This window comes from Pleurocapsa sp. PCC 7319, from assembly GCF_000332195.1.
GTDB lineage: Bacteria > Cyanobacteriota > Cyanobacteriia > Cyanobacteriales > Xenococcaceae > Waterburya.
The window spans coordinates 16,579-37,212 of the sequence record NZ_KB235919.1; the positions used below are offsets into that span (position 1 = coordinate 16,579).

Sequence of the window (20,634 nt, forward strand, 5' to 3'; positions counted from 1 at the left end):
GTAACTTCAAGATTGCAACAGCGTCATCACATCAACATGATTGATGTTCTGATCACGGCTAAGTTATTAATAGATTAGAAGTTTAGCTCAAAATAAACCTGTGTATTTTGCTACGAAATTACTAACTCTAGCAATAGTCACAGTTTTCTAACAAAATCCAACCAAAATAATATGATTACCTGTCATTTTTGACAGGTATTTTGCCAATAATAAGCTAGTAGAAAATTACTTTTCCCCCATTCCAAATTCAAATAATTAACAATTGAGAGTATTATCAAGTTCCCAGTTAGTAATGTAGTTGCAGTATTCATCCCACTGCTGATATTTCAATTTTAGATAAGAAGCAATAAAAGATTCTCCAAAAGCGGTTTGTAAAACTTGATTTTTTTCCAGGCTACGTAAAGCATCTAATAAATTAGCTGGAAGTTGTCTAACCTTATCTGGGGGCAAGGGATCGGTATAGCTATTGTGGTCACAGCGATCGCCTGGATCAATTTTCTCCTCGATACCATTCAATCCTGTTGCAATTATGGCGGCTGGGAGTAAATAAGGATTTGCTGCACCATCGGCTAGTCGTAGTTCAAAGCGATCAAAATCGGGAATACGAATCATATGGGTACGATTGTTACCGCTGTAGCTGATAGTATTAGGCGACCAAGTTGCACCTGATAGAGTAACGGGAGAATTAATTCTTTTGTAGGAGTTGACGGTAGGATTGGCAAAGGCACATAGGGCGGTTGCTGATTTCAAAATTCCGCCGATGAATTGATAGGCTAGGGGAGAAAGTTCTAAATCTTCATCTGTTTCTCTAAATAAGTTGGTTTTGCTAGAACTATCCCAAATAGAAACATGAGTATGACAACCGTTTCCCGTTAAATTCCCAAATGGTTTGGGCATAAAGGTGGCGCGAAATCCATTTGTTTCGGCAATACTTTTCACCATGTATTTGAAAAAAGCATGGCGATCGGCCGTAGTTAAGGCATCACTGTAGGCCCAATTCATTTCAAACTGTCCATTAGCATCCTCATGATCGTTTTGATAGGGTTTCCAACCTAAAGACAGCATCCCATCGCAGATTTCACTTACCACATCGTAACGACGCATCAAAGCTTGTTGATCGTAGCAGGGTTTAGCAGCGCGATCGCAACTGTCAGAAATTTCGTGATTATCAGCAGATAACAAAAAATATTCGCATTCCACCCCAGTTTTAACCAAATATCCTCTTGTTTCTGCTTGCTTTAGCATCTGTTTTAAAATTAGCCTAGGAGTTTGTAATACAGGCTCACCATCTACTCCATATAAATCCGCTGGCATCCATGCTACATCTTTTTTCCAAGGTAATTGAAATAAACTATTGCGATCGGGTATGGCTAAAATATCAGGATCGGCAGGTGTCATATCTAACCAAGCAGCAAACCCCGCAAATCCCGCACCGTTTTCTGCCATATCATCAATACTTTGTGCAGGAACAAGTTTAGCTCTTTGGATGCCAAATAAATCGGTAAAAGAAATCAGAAAATAACGAATTCCACGATCGCGCGCCAGTTCAGACAAGAGCATATTGATAAGCAAGACTTCATACAACTAGGTCATACTATGGAGCGATCGCCTTGAGATATTTGTAACTTTTACTACTGTTACTATTTTAAATAGCATCTGAGTCTTGTTCTCCAGTACGGATACGAACCACCTGCGTTACTGGAGAAATAAACATTTTACCGTCTCCAATTTCTCCTGTACGAGCAGCAGCCATGATTTGTTCAACTACTATATCTGCTTGCTCATCTTCGACTACAACTATAATTTTGGGCATGGTTTAAAAACAGCCGATTTTAGGTAACAAAACAGCAGTAATCTAGCCATCTTTTGATGACTACAAACGCAAGACAATGAGCAGAAATTGAGGATTGTCTAAGCGACAATTGCTGGTTGTCGAAATAGATCAAAGCCCAATAATTCTAGCCAATGAGGATGAGGTTCTCCTGTTAATAATTGGGTGGGACTTTGACCTTCTCGTTCAGGGTGCTCACTCCGCAGAAAAGTGCGATGATTGAGGAAAAAGCGCAGCAAATCCAGATAATCATTACCTAATGTGCGTCGTAAGAAAAAGTAATTTCGGAGGCGGGAGTTGAAATTCTCAACGAGAGAACTAGCTCTAGGAGTTTCCTTCCTCGCTTGTTCGACAGCTTCGTTCAGGAGATAAAATTGATAACCAATTTGATGATGAAGTCGATTCCAAGTTGGCTAATAGGAAGTCTGTTGAAGATGTTGTTCTTGAAGAAGACAAACCTTTCTCACCAGATACAAGGGAACGTTAAAACGTTGTGAGATATCGGTTAATTTGTCATCCAGAACGGCGGCAAAAGCTAGTAAATCTTCCTTTTGGTTTTCTAAAGCTGTTCTGAAGGGACGAAGACGATGAAGACACAAAGCTTCACGCTGTTTGAGTTCAGCGACGATAAAATCCCACAATTCTTTTCTCTCAGACCAATCGGGACCAGCTAACGCCAAAATATCATTTCTGAGCCAATCACAAAGGATGGATACTTCAATAGCTAGTGTTTGGGCTTTTTGTTCATCGAGACGGGCTAAAGTTAACTTTTTCGACCAACGATGCCCTTGTCCCTTCTTTTTGGCCTTATTCATCTTCTCTTCCAGTTTTTCTCGTCGCTTTGTCGCGCCTTGGGCTCTTCGCTGTAAATAGTTTTCTAATCCTTCCCCTTGGTGCAAAATATGAAAGACATCTCCGTGACAGGGTTTCTCTGGCCATGCTGCTTTGTGTCCCGCTCTTAATCCTTTGCCCGCATCTGCAATACTGTAGTCTGGATTTAGTCCTTGCTCACTAGCCTCTAACAAATGATATCCCCAGGTATCTTCATCTCGATGGTCGGCCCCTGCCAGGAGATAGCAATAAGTTGAGAAGGCATCAATTCCAGCCAGTACTGGGAATTTGGCCTGGAAGATTTCGTCTTTCAAGCCCACCTTAATTCCTGATAGGTCCTGGTCTTTATTAATTTTTTGGGCTTTGGATACCACCGACTGTACTCGATTATGAACTGTGGCGACGCTCACTGGATAGTCGAATAGATCTCTGAGAAATTCTACCACCCCTCGGTAGGAACTATGACAGATGAAGATTAATGCCAATATGACCTGAAATATCCACTTTTTGGTCACTGGTATCCAATATAAAATCTCTGACTCTTCTGGGGATGGATTAAATTCTTTTTCTAACGCTTGATTTCCTTTCTGCTGTTGCTGGTACAGGAATTTCCGACTTACTTCCTCTCGGTTGGCGATTGGCTTTGCCACTGCGCGGAGCGCAATCGCTGTTAGTGTTCGACCAGAAGATTGCATTTCGATAAATAGTTGTTTTCTTTGTTCTGGCTTTAAACTAGCTGCTCTTGATGAGTTTTGACCCATCTTCCTCCTCACACTTTCAGTAACACTTATGTCTCTTTAAGTATGCTGTATTACGTTTTCTGTTTTCAAGCCATCAATGCTTTTTTATTTTGTAACCTTGATTTGAACCAGGCCATAATTTCCCTCATATCAACTGTTTTGGGACGACCACCAGTTTTAGGGGCTGGAATTAACGATTTGAGGATAGCCCATTGTGGGTCAGAAATATCTGTGGAATAGGGTTTTCTGTTTGTCATCACTCCTAGTTTATTTGTACTCAGGAGTTATATTTTAGACTTTTCGTACATCCTCTAAAACATATGTTCTACTAAATTGGGTTGTTTCCCAAAAAGTGTAACCCTCGTTTGAACAACGCCAAAAGGACTAAGCTGGAAGGATCTCTTCAACTCCGCATTCGCTTCTAATCGTCTCTCAGCAGGACTCTGACGCTTAAAACCAGACTACACCAGTGCCCTCTATTTGTCTAGACCACAAAATCCGTTTGAACCAGAACCAGATCAAAGCCTTTGTTAAAGATGTCATACTGATATTTATGAATGATTCTGTTTTTCAGCAATTTCTGGTCGACTGTATAGGTGAGTGGGTGTCTGAACGTACCTATCACTATTTGGACTATCAAAAAATAGAGAGATCGCGTACAAATTTTATAGTCAAGCCTCTAACAAGCCCACAAAAAACTCAAGTTTTAACTAAAAATGCTTATGAACTAAGGGGTAGTTTAGAGGAGTTTCGTGGTTTCAATCTGGGCTTTTATACTATTAATGATCGAGGAGAAGAAGTAATCAACAATTTGAATTTAATGTGTATCCCCACTACGGATTCAGGCAATCTTTTAGAAGGAGATTATTTGCGGGATTTCGCTTATGAAGAAGCTCGACCGATTATTGCTCATTTTTGCTTCAATGCTCTAACCAAAGAGTTACTAATGACTACCAATTACACTCGTGTAGTTTCTGTAGACTCAATTACAATGAGTAATCCTCACTTACGTATCAGAAGGATTCTTAACTATCAACGTCCTCCAGAAGGGCAACCCTTGGAAAATATTCTTTTAGTAGGGTTTGGAGTAGAACAAAAGAAATTGCCAGAAGATTGAGCATTACTAATCAGGAGAAATTTATTTGAGCTTAAATAAGGAGTAATTTCCTGATGTCTGAAATCCCTATTTTTACATTGGCGATTGGCAAAGCCACTGCCCTTCGGGCAATCGCCAATTATATTAGTACAAATGATCACGTTGAAAGGACTGGGTTATTCCCTTAGCCCTGGATTTAAAACAGCAACTTGGCTCTAGCTTATTGCGAGTTGTCGCCGATGCCTATTTTTGTAAAGTTCCTTTTCTTGCTCCCTTGGTAGCCCAAGGAATTCAGGTTATTACTCGCATGCGAAAAGATGGGGTAGCTTGGGATGAACGAATTGAAAATCCAGGGAAAAAGTCGGTCAAACTAGAAGGCAAGTGGAAACTTGCTCGTCTCCTTCAAGAGTTTACTCCTCAAAAACTCTCGGTCAAGATTTATGGCAAATCGGTTCAAGTTGAAGCCGTCGAACGATTCGTTTTTATTCGCGGATTTCAGCCCCAAGTCAAAGTCGTTGTCGCTAAAGGAAAAAAAGAACCGATTATTTTTCTCTCCACTGAGCTTACCTTGACTGCCGCTCAAATTATTGAAATCTACGCGGCTCGGTTCTCGATTGAATTAGCGATCAGAGACTTGAAACAGCATTTTGGTCTGGCTCACTATCAGTGCTATTTAGGAATCGCGATTGATCGCTTTGTCCATCTAGCTTGCGTCGCTTATTGTCTCTTTGGTTTATTCCAAAGACAACAACTCAAGTCCGACTGGATGCCCACAGTTTCTCCCCTTCATTCGGAGTTAAGTTTTTCTCGTCTCCGTCGAGGACTTCAACATTTTGCCATTAGTCGTGTGCTTGCTCCTAAGTCCGCTTCAGAAGGGGACTTACCGCTACAGTCTCCTGAGTTAGACCGAATTCTCCGTCTAGCCGCCTAACCCCAACAGTTTCAAGTTTTGATGACTCAGCTCAGAACCTCGATTTCTGGGTGAATTTCTGCGAAAGTATAGCTTCTAATTTAAAGGGTCTGATAATAGCTTGAATTCTTTTCAATTCTCAATCTCCTCTCCTGATAACAAGAGCTTACGATAATTGGAGACATGAGAAAGTTACAGAAATAACAAATTATAGTGTTTGAAGCTTATTTTTGGGATAGGTTGTGGTTCAAGTGACAGTAAAGATCGTGCGATTGAATAGGTCTTTATGATGTAAATTGGATTATTCTTTTGTTAGCAATTCTTCTACAGCTTGTTTAATAAACAATTCGTCTTCAGGATTTTGATAGGGATTTCCCGCTCGATGTCCCCAAATAGAAGGAATGGGTAAGTATTCCGCATTAGGTATTAAATCGGCTTCGGCTTGGCAATCTTCAGGAGTGAAGTATAAATCTGTTGTGCTGGACATAACTATAGTTTTAGCCTCAATTGACTTTAATGCTTGTTCATAATCTCCCTGATAAGTTGGATTATTACTGACATCACAATGCAACCATGTATCAATCATGGCTAATAAGTTATGCGGATCGCGTTTACGGTAATTAGCTTCCCACCCTCTTAATAGATAGTCATCTAAAGAATCATAACCAAGCTGATAATAAATTCCTTCTCGATAGTAGGCTTGGGATGCCGCCCAACTAGCATAGATACGGGCAAAAGTTTGAAAGCCACGATCTGGTATACTTTCAAATTTAGTGCCGTTCCAGTTAGGATCGGCAGTTAGGGCAGTGCGTAAACTCTGTAAAAATATCTTATTATGGTCAGTTGTTTTGGCAGTACCGCATAAAGCAGCTATACGTTCAACTCTATCTGGATATAATACACCCCAATGATAAGCTTGTTGTGCCCCCATCGACCAACCATAGACTAAAGCTAGTTTTTCTATGCCAAATACTTTTTGTAGTAATTGTTTTTGGGCGCGGACATTATCTAGATGAGTAAACCAAAATCTTTGTTCAGCTAAACCACAGTCTTGATTATTACTAGGTGAACTAGATAAACCATTACCAAACATATTGGGAATGATAATAAAATATTGACTTGGATCGAGAATGCTGTCAGGTTGAATCAACCAATCAATATCACTGTGTTGCGCTCCATAGGAAGTAGGATACAAAATAACGTTAGAGCGATCGCTATTTAACTCGCCATAGATTTTATAGACAATATTTGCTTCGGATAAAATTGCCCCACATTGCAAGGGAAAATTATTAATTATGTATTGATGGTTCATTGATGACTGGCAAATAGCTGCTTACTTCTACAGAAGATTTTTAAAGATGTTTCGATTAACATTTAGATAACTATTATCAACGACTGCTAAATGCTCTTTTAACTCTTGATGTGCTTGGAGTAGAGCATGAAAAGGAATCGAAGGATATAAATGATGTTCTGCGTGATATGGCATATTCCACATCATAAATTTGACGGGGAACCAAGTTAAAGTAGTGCGCGTATTAGTTAAAGGATTATTGTCGTTGCTGCATCCTGTATGTTCTGCCAGTAAGATGAATCGTAGAATTGGTTGTCCTACTGCGAGAGGTAATAACCAGAGAGTTATAAACCAGGGTTGTTGGAAACTTAAAGAAATTGCGATCGCAACTCCATAAACTGCCAATTGTAAGCGAGTTGATCTAATTACGCTGTCACGAGCATCTTTCTTAATATAAGGACAGTTTTGCAGTTTCCCCGTAGCAACACGATAATGAGTTTTAAATTTACCTAACCACCAGTTGTAGCTACTGATTTCAGCGAGATATTCTTGAAGATTTTTGGGCTTAGGATCTTCTAATTCAGGATCTTTTCCCTCGATCTGGGTATAGCGATGATGCCATTTATGATAGCGACGATAAAAGGTACTGTTATAACCAGATAATACTCCAGCCCACCAAGCGATAAAGTCGTTTAAGGCATTATTGGCAAAGGCGGTACGGTGACAACATTCGTGTAATGGTGCAAACATGGTAGCTAAACTAAAACCATAAATGATTAGAGCAGGTAGTTTAATTATCCAATTGGCTCCAGTTATCCAAAGATAACCACTAATTCCCATGATGCTAAGATGTCCTGATAACTGAATAAGCCCTTCTCTATTTGAACGAACGTTTAAATGTTGTAATTTTATGGTTGATAGAATATTTTGTGATTTACTAGGCTCAAATTCAGATTGGGTTGTAACACTGACCATGACTTGAATTGATTTTTATGATGGTTGAATTAAAGTGTTCAGTTAAGCTTGGTATAGATTCTTCAAATTTTACCTCTTCCCCTCTGAAAGATATGTTGTTATATCTACTGTTTCAGTCTGATTTTTAGGCGTTGTTCAAACGAGGGTTACTTGCTCCTACTTTACCCAAATGCCAACTTAGAGCGGTAGAGTAAATCCTCAAAACTTTTGATATGAGAGGGTTCTAAAATTTTTTGTTTTCCCCATTGAACTCCTCCTCACAGATATCAACAAACAAAATTAATGCATCTGAACGGTGGTGATAAAAAAGCCGCTGAGAAAACCAGATATAGTCGAGAAAGCGACGGTAGACCCCCCTAATTCATAAGCTTCAGGCATCATTGTACTGGCTAACATCGATAAGATTGCTCCACCAGCCATAGAATGAACTAAAACCAGCAAAAAACCAGAAACTTGATCTTGTAGTGAATAACCACCCAAGGCACAAACCCCGCTCAGCAAGACTACTCCACTCCACAAGCTTAAAATCTCCTTATTTTTAGTTCCAGTCTGTTTCATACCGGCTGCACTAGACAATGCTTCAGGAAAATTAGAAATGAAGACAGCTAACAAAAATGACCAACCGATGTAATTTTTGCCCACATTCATGCCAATCACAAGTGCTTCGGGAATATTATCAATTAAAGTCCCAATCAGAATTGCACTGGGAGCAGAACGCTTAACTAGCCCTGTGAGAGTTTCAGAATCTTGTTTGAGCATTAAATCTAACTGCATCGAATTCATTAGCTGCTGTTGCCATAGCGATAAATTCCGTTCTGATTCAACTTGGGATTCAGTAGATACTTGAAGTCGACGGGCTAATGTTCGACTAATTGCCCTAGCCAGATGAGGAGAATGGTTGAGTAACCATTCAAAACCTTCCTGATTAATTTGATATAAATCCATAGGCGAGATTGCCGTCACTGAAGCAGAACGGGGTTCTCCCGTTAATAGTGACATTTCACCAAAAGTCTCACCAGCTCTAAGAATAGTAACAACCCGTTCTCGTTTACGAACTTCTGCTTCTCCTTTAACGATTAGATAAAAGTAATCTCCTATTTCTCCCTCTTGGCAAATAATTTCCTGGGGTGCGATATGTACTGGCTTAAGTAAGGAAGCGAGAATTTTTTGCTCTGAATCAGGTAAATTTTGAATCACATCGATATGAGCAATACTTTGTAGCACGTCTGAACTTTGCTCTTGTATCTGCTCTAAAAGATATCGACGACTGGGAGCTGGTTGACGCAAAAATCCTCCATGGTGATCTACATAATTGGTTAATCCAATGAACAATAATCCTCCTAAGAAAAAACCGCTTAGTAAAGGAAAAAAACCACTTTCTTGATAAACTCTAGCAGTTATTTCAAAGGCAAGTACTGCCAGTAAAATACCACTGCCGAAAGCCATTATTGCCGCAGAAAAAGCTTTATTTGGTTGCCAAAAAACACCTACAGATGCCCCCAGAATCAAACTTGAAGCTCCTAATATACCTTGAAAAAATGCGGCGATTTCCATAAACAGCTAATAACTTTTGGATTAAATTTTGTCAAAATTCCCATAAGCTTAACTTAAGTAGGTACTTTTTAGCTCACAATTTTTAGTTGTAAAGCTATCTCAATTCAGATTTTGTTAACCATGTCAACATTGACCAACGGTCAGAGCGCAAAGGCGATTCGGTTTGCCCTTCGGGTTCAGCACTTCTTACGAAAGTTGCTCATGGGGGAAACCCCCGCCCTCGAAAGTTTGCTTATGCCGGGGAACCCGTCCACCGCAACTGTCTCGCAAGACCGCACTTTCGCGCTTTGCTCAAGCCTGGGAACCAGTCCAACGCAAGTGCCTCACCGCATGCGTCCGTCGTTGTACGGCGGAGTAATCTCTGACTGAACTAAATCACAACCTATGCTTATCAATGAAATAAAACAACCATATTTTGTTTTCCAAAAGCATAGTACTATAATCTTAATGTAGATAGATAAAAATCAATGCATATAAATTACAGAATAGTTAAATGTCTATGAATGAGATTCTTATTCAGAGTATCTGGTTAGTTCCCATATACGCTTTAGTTGGTGTTATATTATCGATTTCTTGGTCTCCAGGAATTATTCGTCAGACTGGACCAAGACCAGCTGGCTATATTAATATCCTTATGACTTTAATAGCATTGATTCATAGCCTGTTAGCACTTTCAGCAACATGGAAGCAACCTGCTCAGTACTTATCATTTCAATGGCTTCACGCTGCGAATTTAGATATTTCATTTGATATTGAAATATCTTCAATTAACCTTGGAGCTTTGGTTCTAATTGCCGTATTAAATCTACTGGCTCAGGTTTATGCCATAGGTTACATGGAAATGGACTGGGGTTGGGCACGTTTTTATTCTCTACTGGCTTTGTTTGAAGCGGGGATGTCTACCCTAGTTTTGTGTAATTCTCTTTTCTTTAGCTACGTGGTGTTAGAAATTCTAACCCTAGGAACCTATTTGTTAATTGGGTTATGGTTTAATCAATCCTTAGTAATCACAGGTGCCAGAGATGCTTTTTTGACCAAACGGGTAGGAGATTTATTTCTGCTAATGGGAGTAGTAGCTTTGTTACCTCTGGCAGGAACTTGGAATTATACAGAGTTAGGCGAGTGGGCTGCGACTGCCACGATTAATCCTAATGTCGCTACATTACTTTGCTTAGCTTTAATTGCCGGACCTTTGGGAAAATGTGCTCAGTTCCCCTTACACCTCTGGTTAGACGAGGCGATGGAAGGTCCTATGCCAGGTACAATCTTGCGTAATACAATAGTGGTATCAACTGGTGCTTGGGTATTGATTAAGTTACAGCCTGTATTGGCCTTATCACCTGTTGCGGCTAACTTTATGATTGCTATTGGTGCGTCAACTGCCATTGGTGCTAGTTTGATTGCGATCGCCCAGATTGATATTAAGCGTTCTCTTTCTTATTCTGTAAGTGCTTACATGGGCTTAGTGTTTATTGCGGTGGCAACACAGCAGGATATTACTGCTTTAAAACTGTTACTCACCTATGCGATCGCCATGTCATTATTAGTTATGAGTATCGGCGGTGTAGTTTTAAACACTATTACCCAAGATTTAACTCAATATGGAGGTTTATGGTCGCGTCGACCTATTTCTGGTATTTGTTATTTAGTTGGTGCAGCTTCTATGGTAGCTTTTCCTCCTTTGGGCTGTTTTTGGACGCTAGCTGAAATGGCAAATAACCTTCTGATGATTCGTCCTTGGCTAGTAGGGGTATTAGTTGTCGTCAATGCTTTAACTGCTTTTAGTTTGACTCGGGAATTTTGCTTAGTTTTTAGCGGTCAAGTCAAACAAATGACAGTGCGATCTGCTGAAAGCTTATGGAGTTTAGTCTTGCCGATGACTATTGGTATGGGATTAGCTTTGCACGTGCCCATTTTGCTACACCAATGGGGCTTACTGCCTGAGTGGAAAAATTTGGATTCAACCGTTGTTATTGCCTTAATTACTTCGACTTTTATTGGTGCAAGTTCCGCAGCTATTATTTATTTGAATAACAAAATTGCCAAACCAATTGTCTTAAAACCGAAAGCAATTCAAGATCTTTTTGCTTATGACCTTTATACGCCACAGATTTACCGTGTAACTATTATTTTTGCAGTTGGTTTTATTTCAAAAGTTGTCTATTGGTTTGACCGCTATCTAATTGATGGAGTAGTCAATTTGTTTGGTTTAGCGACTATCTTGGGTGGTGAAAGTTTGAAGTATAACGTATCGGGTCAAACTCAATTTTACGTGGTGTCAATTTTACTTGGAATGGCTTTGTTTATTGGCGTAATTTGTTTACCGTTGATTCCTCAACTTACTTTTTAGAATTGGACTTTGGAGCTTAAAAGTCCGATTTTTTGTAATCAATAATTAATAATTAATACAAAAAATGCTTAGTTTTTTACTTTGGTTTCCGGTAATCGGGGCTTGTATTATTGGTTTTTTACCAGATAAAGGTGTTCAATCATTGCGTTCGCGCAAACTGACAACTATCTTTGCTGTGGTAATTTTCGCTTGGACAATCTGGTTATTATCTCAGTTTGATATTAATAACGCAGGATGGCAATTCACTGAATACTATTCTTGGATTGAACCTCTGGGATTAAGCTATAGCTTAGCAGTTGATGGCTTATCTTTACCTCTTGTGATATTAAATGCTTTACTTACCATTATTGCTATATATAGTATTGGTGAAAGGGTCGAACGCCCTCGTCTCTACTACGCCCTCATTCTTTTAATTAATGCCGGAATAACAGGAGCCTTAGCTGCTCAAAATTTGTTATTGTTCGTAATTTTTTACGAACTGGAACTGATTCCCTTCTATTTAATGATTGCGATTTGGGGTGGAGAAAAAAGAGGGTATGCAGCAACTAAATTTTTGCTCTACACGGCCGTATCAGGATTGTTAGTTTTAGCGTCCTTTCTAGGTATTGGCTTTCTCAATGGTGCTACCAGCTTTGACTACAATTCCATCACGACCCAGGGATTATCCTTAACCACTCAACTTATTTTACTAACTGTATTACTGGTTGGCTTTGGCATTAAAATTCCCTTGGTACCTTTACATACTTGGTTACCTGATGCCTATACAGAAGCCTCCCCCGCGGTAACTATACTGTTGGGGGGAATTCTAGCTAAACTAGGAACTTATGGCTTAATTCGCTTTGGTTTACAGCTTTTCCCTGATACCTGGTCGATAGTAGCACCAGGACTAGCAATTATCGGTACAGTCAGCGTACTGTATGGAGCGTTAAGTGCGATCGCGCAAAAAGATATCAAGCGTATGGTAGCCTATAGTTCCATTGGTCACATGGGCTATATCTTAGTTGCTGTCGCTGCCGGTACCCAGTTAAGTATTTTGGGTGCGGTAGCCCAAATGATTGGTCATGGCTTAATTTTGGCTTTACTATTTCACTTAGTGGGAATTGTGGAACGCAAAGTGGGAACTCGCGATTTAGATGTTCTCAATGGATTAATGAATCCTGTGCGTGGTTTGCCCCTTACCAGTGGTCTCCTAATTATGGCAGGTATGGCCAGTGCTGGTATTCCCGGATTAGTTGGATTTGTGGCAGAATTTATCATTTTCCAGGGTAGTTTTGAAATTTTTCCTGTTCCAACCTTACTTTGTATCATTGCTTCTGGTTTGACCGCAGTTTACTTCGTAATCCTGCTTAATCGTACCTGTTTTGGTAAATTAGATAATAAGCTTTCATATTACCCTTCAGTGTTGCCTTCAGAAAGTATTCCTGCTTTTGTCTTAACTGGAATTATTTTGATACTTGGTATTCAACCCAATTGGCTACTACGCTGGAGTGAACCCACGACCAACTTATTAGCAGTAAATATTCATCAAACTGAACAAATAGCAGCGCTAAGTAATTCAGTAACCAGTAATCAGTAATCAGTAATCAAACATGGTACAAACCCCTATTCAACCTACAGCAAAACTTCCTCCTTCCACCCATCCTTTTGCTGAAGTAGTTCATCGGTTAGAGGCTGGTGGCTCAATGTTACCCGATACGCCAGAGAACTTAATGCAGATTATAGGTATTTACAAGGCTTATGCGATACCAATGGATTTCTACTGGCGTAATTTACTTTATATCGCAGAACGAGTATTTTTAAATCCCTTGCCTTTCTTTAAATATTTTCTGCCGCCAGAATACTTGGATTTGCCCAATCATTATGCGGGGGATGATGCCGATCTCAAAGTGTGGCGTGGAAATGCCAAGGCGCATCCAGAATTACTGGAATTTATCGAAAATGGTAAAACTCGCAAAATGCCCAAACTTCTCCATCACTTATGGCACGATCGCATTAATATGGAGTTTGCCGAATCTTGTATGCAGTCAATGTTCTGGCATGGTAGAGATATGGGCTTAGGCAAATTTGATGCTTACCTCGATTCTGAAGAGTATAAAGCTAATGCTGACAAGGCAATAAAAGCCTACTTCAAAACTAACCCTGTGATGTTGGGGCTATACAAACTCTTCCCCGATATGCTACTCGAACAGGTTAAACAGTTATCCTACTATGCCAATCTAGGTTTATTTTGGGAAGTAATGGCACCTGTGTTCTTGGAAATGTCCGATATCTATGATGAAGGTGGATTTAAAAGTGTACCTGATGCCATGGATTTCCTAGTTAATGGTATTTTTGCTGTGGCAGGTAGACCAATTTATCATCATGTTTATATTGGGGAAGAATGCTACGAAATTATTCCCAAATCCAAAGGTTTTACTTGGCTGTATGAGGCTGCTTTACCCTACGTCGAGGCAATTTTTTATCGTACTTCTCCTTTTCGGGGAACTAAATCTTATAATGCTCAAGCCAAACAAGTTCCTGATGAGCAGAAAGATTTTCACTACGGTATTTTATATGCTGATGTGTTTCCTGTGGGTACTGCGGGTATTCCCCCGACACTATTAATGGATGATATGTCTCATTTTCTTCCCCAATATCTTCAGGATTATTATCAACAATACTGTCGGGGTGAAGACGATATGTTAATTCAACTGGGAATTACTTTCCAACGCTCAATGTACAATGTTACTTCAGCAGTAATCCAGGCGTTACGCCAAGCTCTTTTGTATCCCTTAGATGACCAAAATCAGCAGCACCTATTGAAAAATCGTCAGTTTTTTGAAACTCAACTAGATCGTTTCATCCGTCCTGAAGCGCGTTTAAGAGATATTCAATCTCAATCATATCGCTAAATTAGCAACTATGATTTTTGATAATATCTGGCGATGGCGACAACTCAAATGATAATGAGCGATCGCCATCGATTTCATAGCCAATTTTTAGTAAAGATATGGGTAGTTCTAAAAAGATAAATCCTTCGTTGTCTAACAACTACGGTTTTTTTTGCTTACATTTATAATTTCAGAAAATATATAGACTGTTTAATATAATCTTTATTTTTAGCATTTTTGTATTCTGAATAACAATTTGAAACTCCTGGATATAAGGATAATCAGAAAAGTTGTCAACAAAAATACAATGCGAAGCTTTCAAGCATCATCTCAAAAATATGGAATCCTAGCAGCTATAACAGTTTTATTAGTCGGTTCAATTGCTCAGGTGTTTACGGAAGGCATCCGCATTTTACAGCAATCGACCTTTTGGTATGGTCTTTATGGCTGGCTGTCAGTAGCGATTTTTGTAGGTTATCTAGTCTATTTAGGTCTAAATTTTACTGGTCTATCTAAGCCTAGTCCAGTGAAAACTATTAATAAAGAGCCAACAGAGTATGTTTCGACAACAACAATAGAGGCTGGAAATCTTGCTCCTTGGCAGGTTGCGGAGCTACCAGCACCTCCAAAGTTTACTTGGCGTAACATTTTCAAGACAATTGGGCCTGGTGCAATTTTACTAGGCACATCCATTGGTAGTAGTGAATGGCTTTTAGGTCCTGCGGTTACAGCTCGTTATGGAGGCTTTCTTCTGTGGCTCGTTCCTGTGTCAATCGTACTACAAGCTATTATCAATACAGAATCAATACGTTATACCCTGTATACAGGGGAGCCTATTTACACAGGTTTTATGCGTACCGCTCCCGGGCATCAATTTTGGTCTTTTTTCTACATTACCCTCGCCTTTTTACAACTAAGTTGGCCTGGTTGGGTATCTGCCGCAGCTACAGCGCTTACCGCACTATATATTGGTGCCGTACCAGGACCTGAACACGCTTACTTAATAAAAATTTTTGGTCTACTTTGGTTTTTTTCGATCGCCTTAGTTATTATCTTTGGCGATAAAATTGAGCGGACTTTAGAAAAAATTCAGTGGTTTCTAATCATAGTAATTTTGTTATTTTTAGTCTTCCTTGTCTCGTTTTATACATCCGCGGAGACATACACTAAAGCAGCAACTGGACTGACAAATTTTGGAGTAATCACCTCTGGTTTGGACTGGTTGCTCATCTGTACTTTTGTGTCCGATGCCGGTGCTGGCGGCGTAATTAACGGTGTGATTACCAACTGGTATCGGGATAAAGGAATGGGAATGGGAAAAACCGTCGGTTACATCCCTGCACTCGTGGGTGGACGTAAATTATCTTTAATGAAGACCGGAAAAGTTTTTCTGCCGACAACTGAAAACCTACAACGTTGGCGGGATTGGTGGAAGTTTGTAGATATCGACCAATACTTTGTCTGGGCGATCGGTTGTTTTTTAGGGTTAATGTTACCTGCCCTCCTAACTTTGCAGTTTATTCCCTTTGGAACTGAATTTGTCAATCAGTTTGGCATCGCTGTATATCAAGCTCAATACATTGTTTTAGCAACGGGTAATCAATTTTTGTGGAGTACTACTTTACTGATTGGTTTTTGGATTTTATTTAGTACTCAAATTGGAGTTACTGATGCTTTTGTTCGGATGGTAACAGACATCATTTGGACAAGTAACGATAATGAAAATTGGCAAGAAGAAGACGTTCGCTTTATTTACTATGGTATTTTCTGTGTTTTCTCTTTGTCAGGGACTTTGATTCTATTCTTGGATGTTAAGCCTTTACTACTAATTCTCATTGGTGCAAGTATGGCGGGATTAAATATGACCATCGTTAGCATACACACTTTATTTGTTAATCGTAAATTTTTACCAATAGAATTGCGACCTCCACTATGGCGGGAAATAGTTGTTGCTTTGGGAGCAATTTTTTATGGATTTTTATTTATCAAAGCCGCACCAGAATTATTTGCTCAATTATTTTCTTTTGTTTAATTTACTTCGTAGAAACTGTGGTATAAGTTATGTTTTTATCAAATGACCAAATAATTAATTCTCGAAATAGAGAACAGGCTAACAATAATATAACTAAAGTCTGTTCTCACTGTGGTTTTGATGAGAATCCTTTTGATGCAGACAATTGTTTACAATGCGGTCGTACTCTAAGTTTTGATAACAATAAAAATAACAAACCTTTAGTAACTTGGTCGAATTTACCTTTGCTATTACTGATAATAGTCACTGGAGGATTGGGTCTTTTTTGGCGCAAAAATTCCGTCTCTCTGCAGCAATCAACTGAAGAGATGGTAAAGTCAACTGAAGCAACTGAAGGGGTTCAAGGAATCGAAGCTTATGAAAGTGGACTACAACTTAAGGAATCTTTTACGAAGGTAACTAATGTTCCTCAAGGAGTATTTTTCTATGGTGGCGCTATGGCATCAGCAGGAATTCGTTCTCAAAATACTATGGCGAAGATAGCCGAAGCACAGCCCCAATTTCAACTAACCTATGAAGATCCTCTCGTTGTTCCCCCGAATTCTGGTGTGGGAATTCAAATGGTAATCGATGGCACGATCAGTTTTGCGGAATCTTTTCGTCCTCTCAAACAAGCTGAATATGATTTAGCTAGTTCTCGAGGTTTTAAATTGAAGCAAGTTCCCGTAGCTACAACCGCGATCGCCTTTTATGTTAACCCCGATCTCAACATTCCAGGATTATCCCTGGGACAAGTTGAACAAATTTACAGCGGTCAAATAACTAATTGGAAACAGCTTGGTGGACCAGATTTACCCATTGTTCCCGTTAGTCAAGACCCTGATGCTCAAGCTACTACGAGTTTTCTGTTACAGGGGATGCCTGATTCGATGAAAAACTTTGGTGACAATGTCCAAGCTGTTAGAGATACTACGAGTGCTGTTCGTAAAGTAGCTCAAACTCCAGGGGCGATCGGTTATGGTGCTCAACCATTAGTTGTGAATCAAAGTACAATTCGTCCTATTGGTCTGGCTAGAAGAGGCTCACGCAATTATATCCAACCAGTAAACTCCTCTCAAGAAATAAATAAACAAGCAATTCTAGATGGTAGTTATCCTATCATTCGACGCATCTTTGTTATCTTACGAGAAGATGGAGAAATAGATGAATTAGCAGGCAGGGCTTATATTAATTTGCTCTTATCCAAAGAAGGTCAAACCTTAATCGATCAGGCAGGATATTTACCTATACGCTATCAAACTGAATAATCTGAAATTAACGCCATAAACTTAGAGCAACTTTTTTGCTAAAACAGTTTTAATTATATGAATAAAATAAATAGTTCAGTATTATTAATGCTGATTGCTTTTGCTGCCGGTTTTTTATCAGTTCTAATTTTTCATCAACCGATGCTGATGATCTTAAAGGCGATCGGTCTAGCTCCAGATAAATTAACTCCTTATGCTATGGGTTCGACTAGTCCTCTCGGTATACCTCGTGTATTTTCTTTGGCGTTTTGGGGCGGTATATGGGGCTTAGTTTTAGCACTATCCGTTGCCTGGATTAGAGATTTGGGATATTGGTTATCAGGATTAATTATCGGTTCATTAGGTCCTAGTTTAGTTAACTGGTTTGTTGTACTACCTCTTAAAGGTGAACCTATTGGAGGAGGCTGGACTCCTCCAGGGGTGGCAACAGCTTTAATTATTAATGGTGCTTGGGGATTGGGAACTGTTTTTTTATGTCGTCTCTTGGGTAGAAATTTACTGGGAAGTAGCCAAAAAAATTCAACTGCTAGAGCAAAACAAGAACGGAGTGAAGAGATTAATCGACATTGACAATCCAACGTCATTTATACGTTGGATTCTTTATTTTTTAAGATTGAAGGAGGAAGATTATCCCACATTTCATTTCGCGAGTTGCATTATACTTCTAATAAATTTCATTCAAATCCATTGCCAAGAGATGGTTTTGACGATCTAAGTCCCAATCATGTCATCGCGAGAAATCAAAAATATTTCAAGATGTGACAATCAAAATCTGACAAAATTAGCAATTTTTTCGATAATCTATCATACTTCATTAGTAACGTGCGAAATATAGGTTTGACTACACCCCATCGCTAAGTCTTACATCCTTGGGACTTTAGCGTGGGGCTTTCTCGCTCACGAAGTTAAACTTTGAACTTTTGAGCGCTGGTCTGAAGTTGATCGGTGATCTTCAACAGCTGTTTGGTCGAGTCAGAAACGGCGATCGCATCACTTGAAGTTTGGCTGGCGATTTGAGCTACTTCAGCAATAGTATTATTGATTTGCTGACTGGCTCGTGACTGCTGAACTGTTTCTTGGGCGATTTGCTTGAGCCGATCTCCCACTACCGTACTCGATGAGGCAATCTGATTTAACTTTTGACGGGTTTCATTGACCAACTTGGTCCCCGCTACCACTTGCTCTGTGCCCTGTTCCATCGCTGTCGATACTTCTTTGGTATCTAGCTGGATACTGGCTACTAGTTTTTCAATCTCTGTGGTCGCTTCGGCGGACTGTTTGGCTAAGGTTTGTACCTCCTCAGCTACGATGGCAAAGTTCTGTCCATCTTGACCGGCGCGATTGGCCTCCAAGGATGCATTTAACGCTAACAGATTAGTCCGGTCGGCAAAACTATTAATCAGGTTAACTACCTTAGAAATCTTCAGGGATGATTCTCCCAACCGTTTCACTTTTTTGGCGGTATCAGCTACGGTTTCTCGGATGGCAAAGATTCCTTCTACCGTCCGCTCCATGCCTAAATTGCCCACCGTTACTGTATTGGTTACTTCTTGGAACGATTTTTCCACTAACTCGGCATGGGCTGCCACATTTTGAATCGATTCGGTCATCGTCTTGATTTGTTTCAGTGCTGAGGCGATCGCTTCTGATTGTTCTGTCGCACTGGAAGATAGGGATTGGGCGATCTCCCCATTGTTCGACGTGGTGCTCGCTATTTGGGTCACCGATTGTTGCACCTGGGTCACTATTTGCCTTAGGTTTTCGACCGTTGCATTGTAGGAGTCAGCTATCGTGCCAATCTCTCCCTCTCTAATAGTCGCTCTGATGGTTAAATCTCCTTTGCTAATCGGGTCGACCTCCATCAATAACTCCATCGCCTGTTGTTGCAGTTGTTCCTTGAGGCTTTTTTGCTCCAGTAACAAGTCCGTTCTCTCTTTGGCTAACATCACTTGAGATGCTAGTTGGGCAAAAAAGTCAATCTCTCCCTGTCTCCAGGTTCGTGAACGGTCACATTGCTGGATCACCAAAAATCCTTGAAACTGTTGTCCCACAAATAGCGGTGCTGATAACTCTGATTTGACTTCAAATGCTTCGAGTTCTCTTAAATGAGGCAGCTTGAATTTGGCTTGGTAAATATTATTGACCACTCTTACCTGTTCGGAGTCATCCTCCATCAGATATTGATGCAGATAGTTGAGTTGGGCTACCTTGGTCTGTAATCTCGCCACCCGGTCTGATTTGACTGCTTCGGCGACAATCTCTCCTTGCTCATCCCGTTGATGACGATAGATGATCGCCCGGTCTACCTTGAGGATCGGGATGATTTCTTCGACTGCTAACTGAAACACCGCTCGTGAATCGACTGCTCCTGCTAGTTTCAGGGTCAAATCTTTCAGTAGTTGGGAGCGTCTGGCTGCTTTGTCCTTCTGTACAATCAGTGATTTGAGCTGTACTGCCATCTTATTGATGTTACTGCCCAGGGTCGCTAACTCATCAGAACCGGTCACTTCCAGCTGGGTATCCCAATCACCCCGTCCAATCTTCTTGACTGCTCCGGCTGCGGCCACAATCGGTAAGGTGGCTTGATGAGCCAACAGGGCTGCCAGACCCCCAATCAACAAGGCTGCCCCCGCCGTCCCCAGCAGTAAGGTTAAACGCAATTGATTCAGCGGCGCAAAGGCTTCATCTACTGGCGTGGATACCGCCAGCTGCCAACCTGAACCCATCACTCCCTCTATTTGCGGGATCGAGGCCACACTGACGATCGAATCGTCTCGGTCATTATTATCAAACATCACCCGGGTACCGATGATACTTGTTGCTTTGCCTCCATTGCTCAGTTTCTCTTGTACCTGCGCCATCAGCTCCGGTAGGTCTTTAAAATCCATCCCCGCATCTCGACCGAGT

17 protein-coding genes and 1 pseudogene are annotated in these 20,634 nt (G+C 40.3%); 8 read left to right on the top strand and 10 right to left on the bottom strand.

Annotated elements, in window-relative coordinates:
* Window positions 1–255: 255 nt before the first annotated feature.
* From glnT to PLEUR7319_RS42420, 5 genes and pseudogenes are all read right to left on the bottom strand, one after another.
* Complete coding sequence (gene glnT, locus PLEUR7319_RS0101525) at window positions 256–1,560, bottom strand: type III glutamate--ammonia ligase (protein ID WP_019503441.1); 1,305 nt, start codon at window positions 1,558–1,560, stop codon at window positions 256–258.
* Window positions 1,561–1,645: 85 nt separating this feature from the next.
* Window positions 1,646–1,807, bottom strand: a pseudogene (locus PLEUR7319_RS33785) (P-II family nitrogen regulator); the annotation flags it as partial.
* A 104-nt stretch (window positions 1,808–1,911) separates the two neighbouring features.
* A complete protein-coding gene (locus PLEUR7319_RS41830; protein WP_019503443.1) occupies window positions 1,912–2,070 on the bottom strand; it encodes a hypothetical protein in 159 nt (52 codons plus the stop codon).
* Between the two features lie 174 nt (window positions 2,071–2,244).
* Window positions 2,245–3,423, bottom strand: coding sequence for a hypothetical protein (locus tag PLEUR7319_RS33790; protein ID WP_019503444.1), 1,179 nt, complete (start codon window positions 3,421–3,423; stop codon window positions 2,245–2,247).
* 65 nt (window positions 3,424–3,488) lie between these two features.
* Window positions 3,489–3,662, bottom strand: a complete 174-nt coding sequence (locus tag PLEUR7319_RS42420; protein ID WP_144054219.1) for a transposase — start codon at window positions 3,660–3,662, stop codon at window positions 3,489–3,491.
* 293 nt (window positions 3,663–3,955) lie between these two features.
* On the opposite strand from PLEUR7319_RS42420, the gene PLEUR7319_RS0101545 reads away from it, so the two are divergent.
* Window positions 3,956–4,519, top strand: coding sequence for a phycobiliprotein lyase (locus tag PLEUR7319_RS0101545; protein ID WP_019503446.1), 564 nt, complete (start codon window positions 3,956–3,958; stop codon window positions 4,517–4,519).
* A 169-nt stretch (window positions 4,520–4,688) separates the two neighbouring features.
* The gene (locus PLEUR7319_RS0101550) at window positions 4,689–5,429 is read left to right on the top strand and encodes a transposase (RefSeq protein WP_371265363.1); all 741 of its coding nucleotides are present in this window, start codon (window positions 4,689–4,691) and stop codon (window positions 5,427–5,429) included.
* A gap of 280 nt (window positions 5,430–5,709) precedes the next feature.
* Here PLEUR7319_RS0101550 and PLEUR7319_RS0101555 read toward each other — a convergent pair whose 3' ends face one another.
* The 3 genes from PLEUR7319_RS0101555 to PLEUR7319_RS0101565 all read right to left on the bottom strand — a co-directional run bounded on the left by PLEUR7319_RS0101555 (window position 5,710) and on the right by PLEUR7319_RS0101565 (window position 9,228).
* A complete protein-coding gene (locus PLEUR7319_RS0101555; RefSeq protein WP_019503448.1) occupies window positions 5,710–6,720 on the bottom strand; it encodes an alpha/beta fold hydrolase in 1,011 nt (336 codons plus the stop codon).
* A 27-nt stretch (window positions 6,721–6,747) separates the two neighbouring features.
* Complete coding sequence (locus PLEUR7319_RS0101560; RefSeq protein ID WP_019503449.1) at window positions 6,748–7,674, bottom strand: fatty acid desaturase family protein; 927 nt, start codon at window positions 7,672–7,674, stop codon at window positions 6,748–6,750.
* A 279-nt stretch (window positions 7,675–7,953) separates the two neighbouring features.
* The gene (locus PLEUR7319_RS0101565) at window positions 7,954–9,228 is read right to left on the bottom strand and encodes a cyclic nucleotide-binding domain-containing protein (protein WP_019503450.1); all 1,275 of its coding nucleotides are present in this window, start codon (window positions 9,226–9,228) and stop codon (window positions 7,954–7,956) included.
* Window positions 9,229–9,727: 499 nt separating this feature from the next.
* On the opposite strand from PLEUR7319_RS0101565, the gene PLEUR7319_RS0101570 reads away from it, so the two are divergent.
* The 3 genes from PLEUR7319_RS0101570 (at window position 9,728) to PLEUR7319_RS0101580 (ending at window position 14,469) form a co-directional block, all read left to right on the top strand.
* Window positions 9,728–11,578, top strand: a complete 1,851-nt coding sequence (locus PLEUR7319_RS0101570) for an NAD(P)H-quinone oxidoreductase subunit F (protein ID WP_019503451.1) — start codon at window positions 9,728–9,730, stop codon at window positions 11,576–11,578.
* A 64-nt stretch (window positions 11,579–11,642) separates the two neighbouring features.
* On the top strand, window positions 11,643–13,154 hold the full coding sequence (locus PLEUR7319_RS0101575) for an NADH-quinone oxidoreductase subunit M (RefSeq protein WP_019503452.1): 1,512 nt from the start codon (window positions 11,643–11,645) through the stop codon (window positions 13,152–13,154).
* 13 nt (window positions 13,155–13,167) lie between these two features.
* The gene (locus PLEUR7319_RS0101580; RefSeq protein WP_019503453.1) at window positions 13,168–14,469 is read left to right on the top strand and encodes a CO2 hydration protein; all 1,302 of its coding nucleotides are present in this window, start codon (window positions 13,168–13,170) and stop codon (window positions 14,467–14,469) included.
* 1 nt (window position 14,470) lies between these two features.
* Here PLEUR7319_RS0101580 and PLEUR7319_RS41165 read toward each other — a convergent pair whose 3' ends face one another.
* Window positions 14,471–14,608 (bottom strand): hypothetical protein, encoded by a 138-nt coding sequence (locus tag PLEUR7319_RS41165; RefSeq protein ID WP_158441805.1) that lies wholly within the window; start codon window positions 14,606–14,608, stop codon window positions 14,471–14,473.
* Window positions 14,609–14,755: 147 nt separating this feature from the next.
* Between PLEUR7319_RS41165 and PLEUR7319_RS0101585 the strand changes: the two genes are divergently transcribed.
* Genes PLEUR7319_RS0101585 through PLEUR7319_RS33800 form a run of 3 tightly spaced genes read left to right on the top strand, consistent with a single transcriptional unit; the run spans window position 14,756 to window position 18,297 of the window.
* Window positions 14,756–16,480, top strand: a complete 1,725-nt coding sequence (locus PLEUR7319_RS0101585; RefSeq protein ID WP_019503454.1) for an Nramp family divalent metal transporter — start codon at window positions 14,756–14,758, stop codon at window positions 16,478–16,480.
* 29 nt (window positions 16,481–16,509) lie between these two features.
* Complete coding sequence (locus PLEUR7319_RS0101590; protein ID WP_019503455.1) at window positions 16,510–17,727, top strand: PstS family phosphate ABC transporter substrate-binding protein; 1,218 nt, start codon at window positions 16,510–16,512, stop codon at window positions 17,725–17,727.
* Window positions 17,728–17,784: 57 nt separating this feature from the next.
* The gene (locus tag PLEUR7319_RS33800) at window positions 17,785–18,297 is read left to right on the top strand and encodes a hypothetical protein (protein ID WP_019503456.1); all 513 of its coding nucleotides are present in this window, start codon (window positions 17,785–17,787) and stop codon (window positions 18,295–18,297) included.
* 335 nt (window positions 18,298–18,632) lie between these two features.
* Here PLEUR7319_RS33800 and PLEUR7319_RS33805 read toward each other — a convergent pair.
* On the bottom strand, window positions 18,633–20,634 hold a 2,002-nt coding region (locus tag PLEUR7319_RS33805), incomplete at its 5' end, for a methyl-accepting chemotaxis protein (protein WP_144054235.1).